We start from the raw sequence: 17,886 nt of genomic DNA, 5'->3' as shown, positions 1-17,886 counted from the left end.
AATGGAATGACTCCGTATCAGTATTCAAAATCAATTGCGTAATCTATTTCATGTTCCAGTTTTTCTTGACCAGGTCACTACGCATCTGTAAAAGTACACCTTTGCGAACTGCTAGATTTATTCTTCGCTTAAAAGAAACATCACCATAAAAAGAAATTTGTACGTTAAGGACGTTTTTTTACATGAAAAAGATTATTCTTTTCATAGCGTTTTTTTATCCTAACTAGAAATTATTTATCAATATCTATCCAGGGAAAAATTGGAAGTTTTTGTAAAAAGAACAAGAATGTTTATAATTACTAGATAAAAAAATTAAAAATGTAGGAGGATGTTAAAATGGAAAAAACAATGATGGTGGGTACAACAAATATGATGATGAACAACATGATGACTTCTACCATGTCTATGATGAAAGCTACAAAAGAGAAATGCTGTTAAATTAGATGGAGCATAGTACACGGTCTTCTATATGATTTGTAGTGGTTATATAGGAAGTTTTTTTAAAAGACGGTCCTTTTTCGACCGTCTTTTCACCATGCATGATCATTATCTGGAAGATGAACACAACATAAACGTTTCTATATTTAGTAGTTTGTACATGGAGGATATGTTAATATTAATTTAATAAGTTTTAATTTTCTGAACTTTACCTATTTTGTGACTAGAAAGGTGAAAAAGATGGATAAGCAAAATATTTTGTCGGAACTAAAGAAAGGTATGGAAGCGGTCATTTGTGAAATAGAATTACAGGAACAATCAATTGTAAAAACTGAGAAGGTTCTCCAGAGCTATCTACATGTGATGAAAGATATCCTTCGTTTACCAGATGTAACCATCGTACAAACGCCCAATAGAGAGAAGGAACTCACAGAACCAGAGACATATACCCTTCATACAAATTCTCTTGTTAAAACAGAACCTTTTGAAAAGAGGGAATCGTATGTATTTCAGCGTAAATTAAAGGGAGGAGAATTACAAGGTATAGAATGTTTTGTTCCCGAACGCATTGTCAGATCGCTAGAATTAGAACATGGGGATTTGGTATATGTAACAGAAAATGCATCTGTGTCGGATGGACGGTATAAGCATAGATTTGAAGTGGCCAAAAGACGACATATGCCACCAAATGAAGAACGTGGTTGTTGTTCCTATGCCATTGTAGAATATGATGAAGAACGACAACAATTTTTTGTGGAGAAAGACATGCAACAGAATCGTATATATGTCCATGGAGCTCCTTATCGATTTTGGATTCCGCCAAAAGATGCTGCTTCTGTGGTCCAGGGAGATATTATTGATCTTACCTATTACAAGAGTTCTCCAGACATTGTCAGGGTTGCTTGGACGTATCCGTCTAGTTTTGTAAATGATTTTAGTAAACCAGCCCGTATGAAGAGAAAGCAAGAAAAAAATCAAAAAGAGTATGTACAAACGTTGGAAGGAAAGACAATTTTGATGGTAGGGTTTGAACCAGGTCGAGCAGCCATTGAAGAAGAAATTACCGTTAGAGGTGGGAATTTTCAGTGGGCGCATGGGAAAAGAGAACGAGAAGTTACATTACGAAAAATGATACGGAATGCAGATGTTGTCATGCTCATGTTAGAATATATGGGCCATGGTGGTGCAACATCAGGATCTAAAGGTGTGGTACGAATAGCAAAAGAATTAGACGTTCCTTTTGGTACAACACATACATTGGGAAGAAGTTCTTTTGTCCATAACGTTCACCGTATACTAGGCATAGATAGTATAAACATGCAATCCGTAAGTTAGGGGAATAATGACAGTTATTCTTATTTATTGCACCTAAAAACACTTAAAATTCAATCTTTTAAAAGTTAAGAAAGTGTTCAATAAGCAATTAAAGTATCTTTCCTTGTATGCGATAATCAAAATACACCTATAATTTTTAAAATTCAGTTGTGGGAGTGAAGAGAAGCTAGATTTTTTTCTTCATCCCCAATCCTTACGATTATCTTTGCATATATATTATACTAAACTCATATGAGATGCTGTAGCAAATCCGTAAGTTTAAAATGTATCATAAGAATGTTTGATAGGCATAAGTGATGAAGACGGGGGAGTGGATGATGGTGAATAAAACATGGTCTGGAAACTCTATGCAGTTATTACAAGAAATTGATCGGAAAATGAGCCTCATCGAGGCTTTCCTTCAGTAGATTCTTGGAGATTGGAGTAAAGAAAAAATATATGAAACGCATCAAATAATTATAGAAGTATCCCAATTATTGCTCTTCTTACAACAAGACCCCAAATGACATCACTTGCAAAAGGATTAAGTCTACAACTCCAAGCCTACAGGAACAGTACAATAGTTTGTTAGCAGGAGGGTGATAAATTCGAAACTTTCTGAATAATAAAACAATAACAGGTAGGCATCTCATGTAGGGATGCCTACCTGTTATTGTCCCAAAATATGACGTATATCCGACAGGTCCATATTCGTAAACTTCGCAATATCTTCTATATCCATTCCGTTTTTATGCATGCCCTGAATTAGTTGGATTTTCCCTTCTTGAATGCCAACTTCTTTTCCTTGTACCAATCCCATTCCTACTCCTACAACATAAGGTAAACGTAATAAATTTGTTTCATATTTGCACACAACTTGTTCTAATTCCATCGGAACGCTCCTTTTTCATTTAGATGATACATTCGGTTTGTCTTCGATGGTTTAAAAAAAATGGTGTATGACACCACTATAAGTATTTAACTATGCTCCTGTATTTTCCTTCTTGAAGCATAAGGAAAAAAGAAAAGAGAGGACCTTTTATAGGAATGTCCTCTAAAAACGTATGTCTTTTGTGAATAAACGAACCGATAGAATATAGTAGTATGTCCCCCTAACGTTACTTTATGATTTATAGGTTGATTTCCACGGAAGAACGTTTCCTGTCTAAGTCTGTTTCTGTAGATTGTTCAGAAAGTGTCGTGCATTCTTGAAAGGCAAATTGGCTACAGCCCTTACATTTGGATGTCTCTAATTTTTGTAGTGCAAAATGCAATGCTAATCCTGTACGTGTGAAAAAGTGTAATTCTCCAATCCTTTCGTATAACCCTGTTTGATGGAATATGTCTTTCGGTTGATGCTGAATGCCTGAAATTAAAAGGGTTCCTTGTTTTTCTAGTATCTTTTTTCGAATGTGCTCTACTGCAGACTCTGCCGAAGTATCCATAAAAGAAACGTTCCCCATACGTAGGAGAAGAATGCGAGCATTAGATTGTAGGGAGGACTCTATAGATGTTTCGAATTCCTTTATATTGCCAAAGAATAAGGGACCTTCCACGGTAAAGATACTAATTTGCGGACAATTTTTCCCATTTACGACGATTTCTGACTTGACATAGGAATCTACTGGATCTGGCAATACTTTTCGAACACGTAAAGATTTGCTCATTTTTCCAATAAACAAAAGAAAAGCAAGGAGTAACCCCACGCTTACTCCGGTTGTAAGATCTGCAAAAACAGTTAATAAGAATGTCAATATAAGTACCAGGGTGTCCCCTGTTCTTGTTTTCAGAATATGAATAAACTCATGCTTCTCACTCATATTCCAAGCAACCACCATTAAAATTGGTGCCATACTAGCTAGTGGAATATGAAAAGCAAGTGGAGACAAAAATAATAATACTAGTAATACTACCATTCCGTGTATCATGCCTGATATGGGGGAAGTTGCTCCAGTTTTAATATTCGTTGCGGTTCGAGCGATAGCACCGGTCGCAGGAATGCCGCCAAATAAGGGGACCACCATATTTGCAATTCCTTGTCCCACCAGTTCTTTATTACTATTATGTTTGCTGTTTGCCATGTTATCTGCCACCATGGCAGATAATAACGATTCAATCCCACCTAAGGCAGCAATGATACAGGCTGCTGGAAGTAACATAAGAACCGTATCCCATGTAAAGGCTGGCATTTGGAAATCCGGTAGTTGATGTGGGATATCACCATATGTAGTCCCAATCGTTTCAATTTGATGTGGAAATAAAAGAGTTGCAATCAAACTTGAAATGACCAAGCCCAATAATGCGCCTGGAATTCGAGGTAACCATTTTGTAGCTGCAATCACAATCCCTAAGCAAAGAACAGCAGTAAGGATACTATACGGATTCAATTCTACGATATTTGCCCCTATTTCTTTCATGTTATAAAAAAAGGTTTCTTGCTTTTCCAGGTGATGTAGCCCTAAAAAATTTGCAATCTGTCCAGAAAAAATAATGACCGCAATTCCTGTTGTAAAACCAATCATGACAGGGCGCGGAATAAAGGTGATAAACCTTCCTAGTTTGCAGACGCCCATGATAACAAGTAAAATTCCTGCCATAAAACCTGCAATCAATAGGTTTTCATAGCCATATTGCATCACAACGCCAAGTAAGATTGGTACAAATGCACCTGTTGGTCCTGCAATCTGATATTTTGATCCACCAAATACGGATACGAGAATCCCTGCGATAATCGTCGTATACATACCATATTCAGGTCGTACGCCACAAGCAATAGCAAATGCCATGGCAAGCGGAATTGCTACGATTCCTACAACCAATCCAGCTAACATATCTTTTTGTAAGTTTGCGAGGTTATATCCTGCGTATCTGCCTGAAAATCTCATCTTTATGCCTCCTCTTCCTGCAGTCATTTTATTTAAGGACTTGTTGTATGCGCATAGGAATATCCCTCTACAACGACTTCTAAACCGCCTGTTTTGGGATGAATGACAAGTCCATGTACAGGTATATAAAATGGGAATAAAGGATGGTCACGTATTATTTCTACACTATGTTGGACACTTTCTTGTACATTTCGGAAACCGGTTAGCCATGTAGATAGATTAATGCCTGCTCGTTGCAAGGTACGAAGGCAAGTAGAATCAATACCTTGCTGTTTTACCTTTTCTAATAGCGGTTCAGCTTGCAAGCCCGCCATACCACAATCTTCATGGCCAATTACACAAATTTCCTCCACTTGTAATTCATAAATACCCAGTATGATACTCCGCATCATACTACCAAAAGGATGTGAAATGACAGCACCTGCGTTCTTTATGACTTTGGCATCCCCATTTTGTAAGCCTAATGCCTGTGGTAACAATGTTAGCAGTCTGGTATCCATACAAGTTACAATCAATAACTTCTTATTTGGAAATTTGGTCGTAGCAAAAGGTTCGTACTCTTGTTTTTGCACAAATGTTTCATTATGCGTCAATATATTTTCTAGCAATGTCACTTGATAACGCCTCCTTATTAGGTATGATCACATGAACGGGTGGGAATAAAAAAAGCTTGCCAACTTTCTAAATTGGTAAGCTTTTAATACAGATTCGGATGTGATCTTATGTTTAGTCTAGAGAGGATAAAATTTGGTGTCAACAACCTAAAACGTGAGAAATATATTCTTACATACTGTGTATTTCATACGAAATCTGAAATTTTTTTTCTGGTTCTTATCTGCATGTCATGTTAAGAACCTGACACAAAACATGGATAAAAAGTTATGTAGATAACATAGATAGCGTAGATGCACTGACCATCAATAATATTTGAATGTATAATGATTTTCAAAGATAGCGATTCTTTTTCGAATGAATGGAAGATATAGGTTGAGAAATACATAGAACACCTTGTATATGATGTAAAAGACAACTAAAATGTAACTAAATATTAAATTTAAATGGAATTAAGTATCACAAATAATAGAAGGGAAGTGTAGTTTTGGGGGGATATATTCGTTTTTTTCTCTCACTTGTTTTAGTAAGTGCGATTCTTTGGACCAGTTGTTATCATGAAGTACAAGCAGCTACTGGCGAAGTCTATACAACTCAACAGACTAGTCAGGTAGATGAGCAGCGGACTGAAATAGGGGCATTGCAACTGACAATATTAGGTGTATATACTTTTCAAGTTGTTTCAACAAAAAAATTATCAGATGTAGAAGTTACTGTATATAAAGAAGGCAAAGAATATTTGAAGCAAAAAACCAATTCAAATGGTGAAATTTCTTTTCAACTGCCTGTGGGTGTATATACCTATAAACAAACATCTGAACGTACATCCGATTTCTTTGCAGCGGATGCTACAGAATATCCGTTAGAAATTAAAAATGATGGTCAAGTATCCAAACATATTATATACAATCGATATATTTATTTTTAAATAGGTTCATGGCAGAGAGCGCTGAATCAAAAACTATAACAGAAAATCAATATCTGAAAAAATATTCAAACGGATAAAATTAGTCTTATAGATCTTAACGTTTTTTATGGGATAGTTAAAAAAATCTCGTTTGTACGACTGATTCTATAAAAGTATGTGAAAGTGTGTTGGAATGAGAGCGTTTCTATTTCTCTCAACTTACTATCTCTATTATTTCATAGGTGATTTTTTTATCCTATATGCAGGTAGATAATTCCCCAGATTATCATCCATACCATTCCGTTTACTAAGAAAGAGAGTTCAGAAGAGAACTCTCTTTTTCCTATTTCTTATATACCCCAATGCCATGTAGTGGATGTGAAATTTATAACCTATAATAAAAAGTAAACTAGAGAGTATATTCAAAACAAAGGGAATACCAAATACATGTTTTTCATTCAAAAACATGTAAAAGAAAAGGCTCCGATAAGAGAAAAAAGCTAGGGTAAGCAATAAATGGATTTCGATTCCTTTCAAAATCTTCGCCATGCTTCACGTACATTAAAAGGAATTGAAACGATTCATGCTATATATAAGCAACAGAGAAATCACATTCCTGAGTTCTCTTTTTCGACGTACAAAGAATTACAGCAATTATTCAAAATTTCTTAAACAATAACCCTAGTGTATAAATGGGCTTAGTTTTTTTCAAACTTTGTAACAGAACCGAAAGGAGGAATGGTGTTTTCTTCACGTACCTGAAACCAATCGTTTTTTCGTAAATATTGATATTCTCGTTTTGTAATCTTACATTCTTTGTGTAATAGAAAACGATGACCAAATGCATAATAAGATGCACCCTTTATCAAAGTTGCGTAATACATAGATCAACAGTCCTTTTCATAAAAGCATACGAAAAGGAAACAAATGTATTGTCCCCTTTCCACTGCAAAGATAGATTGTACAGCCTACCCTCTTTCTATTAGGATAACTAATCTTTTGGTTTTTTATACCAATTTTATATAGAAAGCAAGACAATGTTTTTATACATGCCTTTAACTGCTTTTTTTATATGATAGACAAAAAAGGGATTCTGGGATAAAAGAACCTTTTGGCTACGAAATACTAGGCTTCACCATACATGTCCATCAACTTAAGAGAACAAATAAAATAAAATTCTCCTCAAAGCAGCTACAAGCTGTTCCACATATAGTTTGTGCTAATAAAAAGAGGATTGTATTTTCGGTATAACTCCTGTAAGGTAAGCGCATACCATACAAAACATACGTCCAGAAGGGTTCTGTTGCAAAGTTTGAAAAAACATAAACTCATTTGCAAAATATGGTTAACGTTTAAGGGAGCCTGAATAATTGTTGTGCATGCAATTAAAAAAGTCTTACGAAATGCTATTTGTAATAGTTTAGCTGATACGATTTTAGGAGATTAATAGCATTTTATGCCGCTATTATTAACCTAATTTCCAAGAAATAGAGGTGAATGTAGGGTGGCTAAACCTTTTAAAAAAAATAGTCGTTATATGGTTGGGGTGGACAGTCTCAGGGGCCTAGCTATACTAGGTGTTATTTTGTATCATATTAATTTTAATTGGATGCCTGGAGGATTTTTGGGAGTTACTGTATTTTTTGTACTTTCAGGTTATTTAATTACAGATATTCTAGCGATAGAGTGGAAGAGAAATAAGAGAATTGATTTTAAAAAATTCTGGCTTAGTAGGGCAAGGAGATTGCTTCCAGGAATGCTTGTTATGCTTGTTATAACGTTGGCATGGATTACGGTTTTTCATAGCTCTTTACTTGAAAAAATGCGCGGAGATTCATTAGCGGCATTATTTTATGTTAGTAACTGGTGGTATATTTATCATAAATTATCGTACTTTGATAATTTTAACCAGATTTATCCATTGAATCATTTTTGGTCGTTAGCAGTTGAGGAACAATTCTACGTTGTTTGGCCGTTTATCATTAGTTTAGGGCTTTACTACATAAAAAAACAATCCCGTATGATTTTATTAATTTGTCTGGGAGCCGTTGCTTCAGCTTTAGCGATGGCAATTTTGTATGAACCTGGAGCTGATCCGAGCAGAATATATTATGGTACAGATACGAGGGCCTTTTCCTTACTTATCGGAGCGGTACTTGCCTTAGTTTGGCCAAGCAATAGGCTTGCAAATAAAATTATCCCAAAGGCGCGTTTCATTCTCGATGTAGTGGGGGGCATTGCCCTTATTATTATTTTGGTTATGTTTTGGAAGACCAATCAATATGATCCATTTCTATACAAGGGAGGAATGGTTCTCTTATCAATTGCAACAGCATTGTTAGTGGCAAATTTAGCTCATCCAGCTAGTCGTATTGCTCAATTTTTACGATTTAGGCCTTTACGTTGGATAGGGATAAGATCGTATGGCATATACCTCTGGCATTATCCAATTCTTACATTGACGACTCCAAAGATAACTGCTGGGGATTTTTCATTAATAAGAGCAATCCTTCAATTTCTTTTGATTATATTGATTGCTCAAATTTCATGGAAGTTTATTGAAAAACCAATCCGACAAGGTGCGCTCCGAAACATTCAGTTTAAGAATTTAAGAATTCAAAATGTCACTTTAGGTGTTAAGTTAGCTTTAATTTGTACATTATTCGTTTCGTCGATAGCGGTCCTAGGGTTATCAAAAGCTAGTAAGGCTAAGGAGAACTCTCAACAAGATAAGGTGAAAGCAGCACAAACACAACCGGCGCCACATCCAGTTGCAGTTTGGGAAAATCCAAATCAAGAGACGCCTCAAAAACAAGGGGAATCAAGAGAAGTAAATTCTGCGCAACCTAAAAATTCACTCACAGTTACTGCGATAGGCGATTCCGTTATGATTGATATTACTCCGTATTTAAAAAATACTTTTCCTGATATTAGGATTGATGCCCAAATTGGTCGCCAGCTGTCAAAAGCGATTCCGGTAGTTGAACAGTTAAAATATGAAGGTAATTTAGGAAATTATGTAATTATTGGATTAGGTACAAATGGAGCCTTTACTACTGAGCAACTTGTTTCATTAATAAAAGTAATTGGAAACGAACGTAAAATCATATTTATTAATACGAGAGTACCACGTCCGTGGGAATCAATCGTGAATGAGAGACTGAAAGTAACGGCATCTGAATATCCGAATGTAACTCTAATTGATTGGTATGCAGCAAGTGCTGGAAAGAGAGACTACTTTGCACCTGACGGTGTGCATTTAACCAGAGTAGGTGCAGAAGCATACGCAGCACTTGTAGCCAAAGCAGTGAAGTAATAATGAAATATGTTTTATTAATTTTTGGTTCCACCACATCGCTATTAAGCTAACAGGTTCTGGTGCAAAAAGTGAAGCGCTTTAAAATTGAAATAGTTAAAAATAGATGCATATAAGGGGAACAGAATTAAGTATGAGAAAATATTTTTTTAGTATGACTATGTTGATTTTATTCATGGTTTATCTTCCTGTATCCGTTACATATGCACAGGAAAACAACAGCCATTTAAGTAATATTGAGAAAATGATTAGCGTTTTTAATGATAATACTAATCTAGGAGAAAAAATCAGCTATATTAGAAATAATGATTTGAATGATTGGCCAGTTCAAGAAATGAATCAGGTCCTAGATAAATTAGATAATTTAAGACAAATGATGGCGTTGCCATTGGCTTGTTATTTGATGGTTCAGTCTCAGTAACAATCGCCAATCATATAGAACATGTACGATCGTTACTTGGTATCGAAGTGGCAGAAAACATATTATAAACATGTTCTACCCCTACGAGACCTATTCAACATCTAATCGCTATATGTTATATAACCCTTTTTCTAAAACAAATGAAAAAAACGAACACCATATAATCTTTTTCAGGGCCTTTTCAAGGATTTCAAACAAAAAGTACGCCTTGGTATCAAAACCAAGGCGTACCAATCAGGATGATGAGCAAGCACATGTTTACTGAATAGGTACTCATATGCGAATTACTCCGGAACAATACAACAATTTATCATACTTTTTACATATGACAAGATAAAAAAGGTGGGATCAGGCTATGTACCTAGTACTTTTAATAATTCTATAGCTGCTGGAATAACAGCTCCTAAAAATGTTAACACAGCGATTGTGATGGCCATATGTATAAATCCCCTTCCCTAATAAAGAATTTTTCTTATTGTAACGTTGAATGGATATAGATGCAATAATTTTTTAATTTTTCAGATTTTTTCCTTTTATCGAATCTATACACCATACCATGTTTAGAGAAGTGATTTTCATTGACAGAAATCGTAAGAATTGAGGAACTTAACACATTCTTACTATTGGCTTCTTTAGAAGCACTACTGTGGAAAAACAAAAGATGCGACTACAATATTGGAAAGAGCACTTTTCAATCAAAGAAATCTTAGAAGGATTAGGAACCTATAAAAATAAACTCTATGCTTTGTATAAAAAACATGAAATTACGACCCGAGGGCACATGCAGACAAAAGGAAAAGGAAAAGAAGAGGCTATTCCCAAAGAATATACACCTAGCAATCTACAATATACCCATTCCACCGAACTAGCTCAAACGCAAATACTTCCACCAACCATTCCCATACAAGAAGTACCTGACCTGGTCAAGAAAAACTGGGGAAATTGTAGGAGAAGCACGATGTGCTTCAAATGTATCTCTCGTAAAAAAATTCGTTGAGAAACTGAAAACAAAATATGGGGAAGATATAAACATTAAAGTTGGATATGAGGCTGGTTGTTTAGGATATTCACTCCATAATCTTCTTGAACAAAATGGGATTGATTGTGATATTTTAGCTTCCACAACAATGTACAGTTCATCAAAAAACAAAATGGTGAAAAATGATAAATTCGATGCCAAAATGATTGCTCTTAATTTAGCGAATGGCACCTACAAAGAAGTATATGTTCCAGAAGAAGAGGATGTTGCCGTGAAAGAGTATATCCGTATGTTAGGTGATTTTAAAACATCATTGAAGAAAATCAAACAACAGATAAAAGCATTCCTTTTAAGGCATGGCTATGCGTATGAAGGGAAATCAAGTTGGACAATCACTTATATGAAATGGTTAAAGAATCTTGATCTACAAGGATTATTCAAAGAAACGTTAGGCAAATACCTATTACAGTATGATGTTCTAGTTGATAAAATTGAGCGGTTCAGTCTGAGAACCTGTTTAAAATCTTTTTAATAAAATCGCTACACCTGCCAATAAGCAACTCTGTCTGCTATTTTCAAGTGTTCGTTCACAGTTCTTCCACAGTCTGCGGTAATTTTCCAACCAAGCAAAAGTTCGTTCCACAATCCAGCGTTTAGGTAACACGACAAACTTGTGAAGTTCAGATTGTTTGATGATTTCAACCGAACAATTAATCGTTTCTTTGATGGATTGTGCAAAGGATGGCCCCGTATATCCGCCATCACAAAGTATATGTGTTACTTTCCCCAGTGTTTTCTTATGCCTTTCACACATTTGGATCGCATCTTCTCGATCAGTTATATTCGCAGTCGTTATTTCAATCGCATGAATAAGACCGTTCGTATCTACAGCGATATGCCTTTTGATTCCTGACACTTTCTTTCCAGCATCATAGCCTTTTTCACCAGCTATCCATGTGTTTTTCACGCTTTGGGCATCTACGATGCAGAAACTTGTCTGATTCTTACGTCCATCTTGCTCACGATAGGTTTCAACCAATTTTTTTATGAACTTCTTCGAGAAGACTTATGCCCTTCTCGTCTACTTTCCGCCAAATCTGATAGTAGAAATAGACTGTTTGCCAGTTTGGAAAATCACTTGGTAAGTTACGCCATTGGCATCCTGTGGTAAGCACGTATAGCACACCGCAAAATACCTCGTACAAATCAACTGTGCGTGGACGCGTCCGTTTTCTTGCGTTTTCCAAATCTTCTCGAATCAGTTCAAACTGTTCACGTGAAACGTTACTTGTATAATTATGTATCATAGAAAATATCCTTTTTTGTACAGATTATACCATAGATTCTAAACAGGTTCTGAGGTTAGAAGAATTATCTCATCGTGAAAGGTACAAAGAACCCATCGCAAAGTTAAGATGCTTAAAAGGGATAGACACAACAGCAGCAATGAACGTTCATGTAGAAATTGCAGACTTCACTCATTTTCCCACAGCTAAAGCATTTATGGCTTATCTAGGATTGACGCCAAGCGAAAGTTCAAGTGGAGATAAAATCAGTCGAAGTTCGATTACAAAACAAGGAAATTCGACCGTTAGGTCTACACTTGTAGAATGTGCAAATGCGTTGGTAAAAGGAACAATCGGATTAAAATCGAAACGAGTGAAAGCAAGACAAAAAGGACAACAAAGCGAAGTAATTTCCTATGCAGATCGGGCAGTAGAAAGGTTACAAAGAAAATATCATCGCATGATGTATCAAGGGAAGCCCAGAAATGTTGCCATTACAGCGATTGCAAGAGAACTTGGGTGTTTTATCTGGGGATTAGAAACAGGAAAAATTTAAAAATCAAAAAGGGATATGAATGGGCTGCATTCATAGTTAGAGACCCAAAGTATCAATCGATTGATGGTATAGATGAGCTTCAGAGATAATGAATTACAGGTCTGGCTATCTATGTTGACACCTTTCTGGCACAGCTGAAATTCTGATAAACAAGCTATTTATTAGAATGTGAAAAGATGTGAACCACGTAACGAGATGATAAGAGTCTAACGACGGACCATTAACCTGAGGTAACCAATCCACGAATAACAGAGTGGTTAACTGTCGATAAACCTTATTTCTAAAGTTTATGTATACCATCAAGAAAAAACATATTATGGGTGAACGAACTATTGACAAAGGTCACTTCATAACAGGTGTCTACATGGGGAAAATAAAACAATATGAAGAAGAATTTAAACATCAAAGCGTAAAACATGTTTTCCAAACGGGTAAAGCTGTAGCTCAAGTTGCCCGAGAATTAGGAATTTCAGTGAATACCCTGCACGGTTGGGTAAAGAAATATAAACAAGAGCCCAGGATGATACAGCAACAAACGTCCCGTTCTGGGGACAAAAAAACAAATGAAATGGAGCGACGTATTCGAGATTTAGAGGAAGAAAATGCAATCTTAAAAAAGGCGATGCACTTCTTCGCGAAAGACCATCGGTAAAATTTAAATTTATCCATCGACACCGCTTCACATACCGAGTGGAGAAGATGTGCCAAGTTCTACATGTATCCCGAAGCGGATATTACAAATGGAAACATCACACCAAAAGCCCCAGGCAAATACAGAGAGAACAAATAACCAAAGAAATCCACCGCATTTTTCTAGAATCGCGTTGTTTATATGGAAGTCCGAAAGTAACGTCTATCTTACGTCAAAAAGGAAAGTGAATTTCACAAAAAACAGTGGCTAGAATCATGAAAGAGCAGGGATTACAGTCAAGAACTGTAAAAAAATATAAAGCTACTACAAATTCCAAACATTCTTATCCGATACAGGACAATGTGTTAAATCGCCAATTCAAAGTAAAAAAGCCAATTCAAGTTTGGGTAGCCGATATTACCTATGTATCGACGAAAGAAGGATGGTTGTATGTAGCAAGTCTGATGGACTTGTATTCTAGAAAAATTGTAGGTTGGCATGCTGATCGTACGATGACAAAAGAATTAGTATTGAAGGCTTTACAACAAGCTTATTTCCGTCAAAAACCGGAAGGTTCAGTCTTGCATCATTCTGATCGAGGAATTCAATATGCTTCCCATGATTATCAAAAACAATTACAACAGTATGGAATGCAATGTAGCATGAGTAGAAAAGGGAACTGTTATGATAACGCTTGTATCGAATCATTCCATGGTATCTTGAAAAAAGAACTTATTTACCAGCAACAATACGCAACACGTGCTCAAACACAGCAAGATATTTGGGAATACATTGAAATTTTCTATAATCGTAAAAGAATTCATTCAGCGAATGGTTATTTATCTCCAATAGAAAAAGAACGTACGTACGATTCAAAGGCTGAGTAATTAAATTTATCTGTGTCTATTTTATTGACTTAATATCACTTATACAAATCAAAAAAAAGAAGAACACGAATCCATCCAACTGTCCCTTTTCTAACGATAAAAACCCTTTAGGTCGTTAGCTTACCTGAAGGGAAAAATAAGAACAAATACCCTCCTGCTTGTAGGCATTTCCTATGGGTGTTCAATATAATGGAATATATGGAACACCTTGATTGTATCATATACTCCTATAGAGGAATACTGGAAAATTCATCATGTATTCCTACACAAAATCCCCTTGGAATCGCATGAAACATGCTTGTAACTCTCAAGGGGATTCCCTTTACACACCTCGCCACTACTCTCCTATTCTATAGCCATTCCGTTGCCAAGACTGTGTGCTTTGCTACGCCTTACCTATACAAAAAAAGAGCAGGCATACAACGTCAGTATTGTGTGCCTGCTCTACATAGGGATTTTGATTTTTGTTGAAGCTACTATGAAAAAAGTGAAACATGTTAAACTCCGCATATTGGAAGTCATATTAATTGTTCTTCCTTATTATACAGCGAATAACGACAGGATGACAGAGAAACCCCCTTATTTGAGATGTTCCTCTCTTATTTTACATGTTTTTACATTATAGTACGTGAAATTATTAGTTTTCTACTTATCTACTTCCAATTCCTCACTTCATACAAAAAGCGAAACCCCTTGCGAGAGTAAGCGTTTTCGCCTTTTTATTTTACTGGCATACCCTTTACAACAAGTTGCAATTTATACTTCAGTGTAGTCGCAACTTGTAGCTATTAATATGTATGCTATATTCCACAAAATAATTACACAAATTTTGTTCGTTTATCTAATTATATGTTGTAGTTTTTAAAATATTCTTTATCTCGAAGTTTGAAAAATAGAATTTTTGGACAAGGTAGTAGTAAAAAAATAGTGGGGTGTCTAACATGCCTTGGTTTAAAAAACCACGTTCAAAATTAGGGAAATTTATAGATAAGCATGAATTAAAACAAGTTGATATTGCGAAAAATAGCGGTCTTAGAGAATCAACCATTAGCAGACTTGCGAACATAGATAGTGTATCTCCTAGCATGAAAACAGCTAATAAAGTCTTAAAAGCCCTCAAAAAGCTAACTGGAAAAAATGTTAAGCACACAGATTTTTGGATATAGCCTTTTAGATCACATCTTGTAGCAAATACGTCTGCACATACACATTATGTTTCAGCGCATAATTCATTAATTGCTTCTCCCTACAGTCAGATATCGTATAAAAGATGATGATGGGCTTAATTTGCTGTTGCTTCTGATAAATGTTAGTTAAATAAGCATAATACTGTATTTTCTTTTCATTCACTTTCATATGCTGTAGTCGGTCTACTTCTACAAAGTGAGGGACATTTTCTTTAATGAAAAATGCATCTGGAACAATTGTCTTTTCTTCTCCTTGATAGCGCAGAGTGATGACTTGCTCTGTTTTCCAATCAGGAAAATCTAGCCACATCCATGCTTCATTTCGCAATAAAATATGTTCTAATTGATGCTTTTTTTTTCTTTCTTTTGCCTGTATGCCGAGTAGCGCCATCCCTTTTTTATTGAGATAATACACATACTCTCGGTTGTGCGAAGTCACATGACAGTAGGAGCGTAACTCCTTCAGAATACGATTGGCATTCCGAATGCTACCTAGACAATGAATGGCTTGCAACTGTCGTCTAGACGCAAATTCTAATTTACTTAAACTCGATAAAATCTCGATTTGTCTCGCTTTTTGTTTCAGTTTTTGATGTTTCAATTTGTTTCACCACCTTATACTGTTTTAATGTATTCCACATTTCCTTATTGGACAGATAAGGCACTTGAATTTCTTCTACACGATCTGTTTTGAAAAGCGCTCGCCCTGGTATGGATGGAAGTTCTTCTAATCCACTTTCATCTATCGCCACCTGTGAAGCCACTACGGTCGGTATGCGGAATCCAATCTTGGCATCACTATTTTGTTTAATCTGTCTCGGTAATGTATCAGAAGTCGGGTACTGGGTACAAAAAATCAAGCGAAACCCCAATGCTCCGCCAATCCTCGCTATTTCCGATAACATTTCTTGACACATATAGAGCATATCTCTCTTTTGTTTTGGCAATCCCTGTATTGGGCACAAATTCGCTGATTCATCAACTATAATGAAATAGCGCTCTTTGGTTGGTGTATCTACAATGTTGGTAAAATAAGATTCTTTCATGCGTACTACCTGTTCCACCATCTTTTCACGAATTCGCGTCAACATATCAAATGCTTGCATGGGATTCTCCGCCACTTCTTCTACTTGCAATAAGTCCCTATAGGGACTAAACTCTAAACCTTCTTTTAAGTCAATCACATACAATTTCACATAATTGGGTTGCTGTAAAATTAAGCTGGTCATAATATTTTTGAGAAAACCTGTCTTTCCAAAACGAGTCATCCCACTCACGCACATATGCGGTGTTTTTTCAAAATCATGATAAATCATTCGATCTAACGCTCTTCCCATGATGACGTTCCATGTCTTCTCTCGTAACAATTCACTCGACCAATGCCATTTTTCAGGAATACATTGCTGGAATACTCGTATAAACAGCTCCCGTTTTTGAAAGGAAATCATTACGGGTTTATACAACCCTTCCTCTAATACTTGCGCTAACTTCTGTATGAGCTGACTCGGCACACCTAATGGCAGCCGATAGACAAATGTTGTACTAATATCATCCTCTGTTTGTTTCAAAAATACGGGGTACTGCATTTCTCCTTTATGCTGTACACACACTTTCGTGATTTCAAAAAACGCTTTGATTTTCTTTTTATCACTTAGCTCTTTTCCCTTAAAAAAATACGCTACTGTTAAAAAAGTAACTGGAATTACCAAAAGCGAAAACATAAACTCCATACCTCCCTAGAGGTAGTTGGGGTTATGTAGTACATAAGAAAGAAGTTGTTTCCATGCATTGCGACAGCTCCCTTCAACTACCCGATAAAATACTAGCGTAGAAATACATCGAGCATATCACGTAGCACATACCACACTGTACCAATTAACAAGCATTTGAGACCCGCACGTAGCATCCAATCGGGAAGGTGAAGCCCTTTTCTGTTCAGCAATTTAATACCCATAACAGTTGCACCTGTCAAGCCATATACAATCCCTAATTCGCCTACAATGGTCATGTTATCGCCATCCTTTCGGTTGAATGGATAAATTCCCTTGGGAATCCTTAAACAACTGATAATCTTCTAATAACTCATTCCAAGAGATAGGATGTTCATCATCATATAAATCTTCTTCAATTTTTTGACTTAAATAATAATAACCTCGGTACTGTCGGTCCAGATACACGTCATGACGTAGCATGTGCTCCTGTATCGCTGTTATATCATCTTCTTTTCTCGCACTTTTGTACAATTGTTGTAATGTACGAGAAGAATAGAGATACGGTGTGCTGTACAACATTTGATATTGACTCATACATCCTCACCATCCATATAAATTTCTAGGTACATTTAATAAATATGATGATGATTCATTTTTTCGAATTTGTACTAAAAAAAATATAAGAACCTGTTTAGAATCTATGGTATAATCTGTACAAAAAAGGATATTTTCTATGATACATAATTATACAAGTA

The 17,886-nt window shown here is 35.9% G+C and carries 15 protein-coding genes and 4 pseudogenes; 10 read left to right on the top strand and 9 right to left on the bottom strand.

Translation table 11 applies throughout. The annotated features are described in order from the left end of the window. Positions 1 to 678 precede the first annotated feature (678 nt). Positions 679 to 1,773, top strand: coding sequence for a hypothetical protein (locus tag ACQRBL_RS30145; protein ID WP_000360819.1), 1,095 nt, complete (start codon positions 679 to 681; stop codon positions 1,771 to 1,773). 649 nt (positions 1,774 to 2,422) lie between these two features. Here ACQRBL_RS30145 and ACQRBL_RS30140 read toward each other — a convergent pair. The 3 genes from ACQRBL_RS30140 to ACQRBL_RS30130 form a co-directional block, all read right to left on the bottom strand. Further along, positions 2,423 to 2,644 (bottom strand): hypothetical protein, encoded by a 222-nt coding sequence (locus ACQRBL_RS30140; protein ID WP_002180787.1) that lies wholly within the window; start codon positions 2,642 to 2,644, stop codon positions 2,423 to 2,425. A 238-nt stretch (positions 2,645 to 2,882) separates the two neighbouring features. Then, positions 2,883 to 4,637 carry a SulP family inorganic anion transporter gene (locus ACQRBL_RS30135; RefSeq protein WP_427736207.1) on the bottom strand — a complete coding sequence of 585 codons (1,755 nt, stop codon included), beginning with the start codon at positions 4,635 to 4,637 and terminating at the stop codon, positions 2,883 to 2,885. Positions 4,638 to 4,669: 32 nt separating this feature from the next. Beyond that, a complete protein-coding gene (locus ACQRBL_RS30130) occupies positions 4,670 to 5,251 on the bottom strand; it encodes a beta-class carbonic anhydrase (RefSeq protein WP_000173394.1) in 582 nt (193 codons plus the stop codon). Between the two features lie 485 nt (positions 5,252 to 5,736). On the opposite strand from ACQRBL_RS30130, the gene ACQRBL_RS30125 reads away from it, so the two are divergent. Together ACQRBL_RS30125 and ACQRBL_RS30120 are read left to right on the top strand one after the other, a co-directional pair. After that, positions 5,737 to 6,177: a SpaA isopeptide-forming pilin-related protein gene (locus tag ACQRBL_RS30125; protein ID WP_242068213.1), complete on the top strand. Its 441-nt coding sequence runs from the start codon at positions 5,737 to 5,739 to the stop codon at positions 6,175 to 6,177. A 510-nt stretch (positions 6,178 to 6,687) separates the two neighbouring features. Continuing rightward, positions 6,688 to 6,828 (top strand): annotated as a pseudogene (locus ACQRBL_RS30120) (IS6 family transposase); the annotation flags it as partial. 26 nt (positions 6,829 to 6,854) lie between these two features. Here ACQRBL_RS30120 and ACQRBL_RS30115 read toward each other — a convergent pair. Further along, on the bottom strand, positions 6,855 to 7,040 hold the full coding sequence (locus ACQRBL_RS30115) for a YqbF domain-containing protein (protein ID WP_000291038.1): 186 nt from the start codon (positions 7,038 to 7,040) through the stop codon (positions 6,855 to 6,857). 620 nt (positions 7,041 to 7,660) lie between these two features. On the opposite strand from ACQRBL_RS30115, the gene ACQRBL_RS30110 reads away from it, so the two are divergent. The 4 genes and pseudogenes from ACQRBL_RS30110 to ACQRBL_RS30095 form a co-directional block, all read left to right on the top strand. Then, on the top strand, positions 7,661 to 9,472 hold the full coding sequence (locus ACQRBL_RS30110; RefSeq protein WP_001118152.1) for an acyltransferase family protein: 1,812 nt from the start codon (positions 7,661 to 7,663) through the stop codon (positions 9,470 to 9,472). A gap of 133 nt (positions 9,473 to 9,605) precedes the next feature. Then, positions 9,606 to 9,893, top strand: coding sequence for a hypothetical protein (locus ACQRBL_RS30105; protein ID WP_002180785.1), 288 nt, complete (start codon positions 9,606 to 9,608; stop codon positions 9,891 to 9,893). Positions 9,894 to 10,539: 646 nt separating this feature from the next. Next, complete coding sequence (locus ACQRBL_RS30100; protein WP_000414830.1) at positions 10,540 to 10,890, top strand: hypothetical protein; 351 nt, start codon at positions 10,540 to 10,542, stop codon at positions 10,888 to 10,890. After that, positions 10,826 to 11,383 (top strand): annotated as a pseudogene (locus tag ACQRBL_RS30095) (IS110 family transposase); the annotation flags it as partial. The gene ACQRBL_RS30100 and the pseudogene ACQRBL_RS30095, both read left to right, overlap by 65 nt. A gap of 6 nt (positions 11,384 to 11,389) precedes the next feature. Here ACQRBL_RS30095 and ACQRBL_RS30090 read toward each other — a convergent pair. After that, positions 11,390 to 12,179 (bottom strand): IS5 family transposase gene (locus ACQRBL_RS30090; RefSeq protein WP_088126074.1). Its coding sequence is split into 2 segments (ribosomal slippage): positions 11,390 to 11,920 and positions 11,922 to 12,179, totalling 789 coding nucleotides; the frame shifts between segments, so codons are not numbered across the junction. Positions 12,180 to 12,228: 49 nt separating this feature from the next. Between ACQRBL_RS30090 and ACQRBL_RS30085 the strand changes: the two are divergent. The 3 genes and pseudogenes from ACQRBL_RS30085 to ACQRBL_RS30075 all read left to right on the top strand — a co-directional run. Continuing rightward, positions 12,229 to 12,714 (top strand): annotated as a pseudogene (locus ACQRBL_RS30085) (transposase); the annotation flags it as partial. Between the two features lie 364 nt (positions 12,715 to 13,078). Continuing rightward, positions 13,079 to 14,232, top strand: a pseudogene (locus ACQRBL_RS30080) (IS3 family transposase). Positions 14,233 to 15,173: 941 nt separating this feature from the next. Then, on the top strand, positions 15,174 to 15,398 hold the full coding sequence (locus ACQRBL_RS30075; protein ID WP_001145764.1) for a helix-turn-helix domain-containing protein: 225 nt from the start codon (positions 15,174 to 15,176) through the stop codon (positions 15,396 to 15,398). Positions 15,399 to 15,402: 4 nt separating this feature from the next. Here the strand turns inward: ACQRBL_RS30075 and ACQRBL_RS30070 are convergent, their stop codons facing one another. The 4 genes from ACQRBL_RS30070 to ACQRBL_RS30055 form a co-directional block, all read right to left on the bottom strand. Further along, positions 15,403 to 16,020, bottom strand: coding sequence for a replication-relaxation family protein (locus ACQRBL_RS30070; protein WP_043924932.1), 618 nt, complete (start codon positions 16,018 to 16,020; stop codon positions 15,403 to 15,405). After that, the gene (locus ACQRBL_RS30065; RefSeq protein WP_000492092.1) at positions 15,959 to 17,140 is read right to left on the bottom strand and encodes an FtsK/SpoIIIE domain-containing protein; all 1,182 of its coding nucleotides are present in this window, start codon (positions 17,138 to 17,140) and stop codon (positions 15,959 to 15,961) included. Before ACQRBL_RS30065 ends, ACQRBL_RS30070 begins: the two co-directional genes overlap by 62 nt. Positions 17,141 to 17,241: 101 nt before the next feature. Continuing rightward, complete coding sequence (locus ACQRBL_RS30060) at positions 17,242 to 17,427, bottom strand: hypothetical protein (RefSeq protein ID WP_023523707.1); 186 nt, start codon at positions 17,425 to 17,427, stop codon at positions 17,242 to 17,244. Between the two features lies 1 nt (position 17,428). After that, the gene (locus ACQRBL_RS30055; RefSeq protein WP_000085120.1) at positions 17,429 to 17,725 is read right to left on the bottom strand and encodes a hypothetical protein; all 297 of its coding nucleotides are present in this window, start codon (positions 17,723 to 17,725) and stop codon (positions 17,429 to 17,431) included. Positions 17,726 to 17,886: the final 161 nt, after the last annotated feature.

It is taken from the genome of Bacillus sp. AF62, from assembly GCF_050312695.1.
GTDB classification, from domain to species: domain Bacteria; phylum Bacillota; class Bacilli; order Bacillales; family Bacillaceae_G; genus Bacillus_A; species Bacillus_A cereus.
Note: the sequence above shows the minus strand (reverse complement) of the source record. Positions and strands in the feature narration are given on the sequence as shown.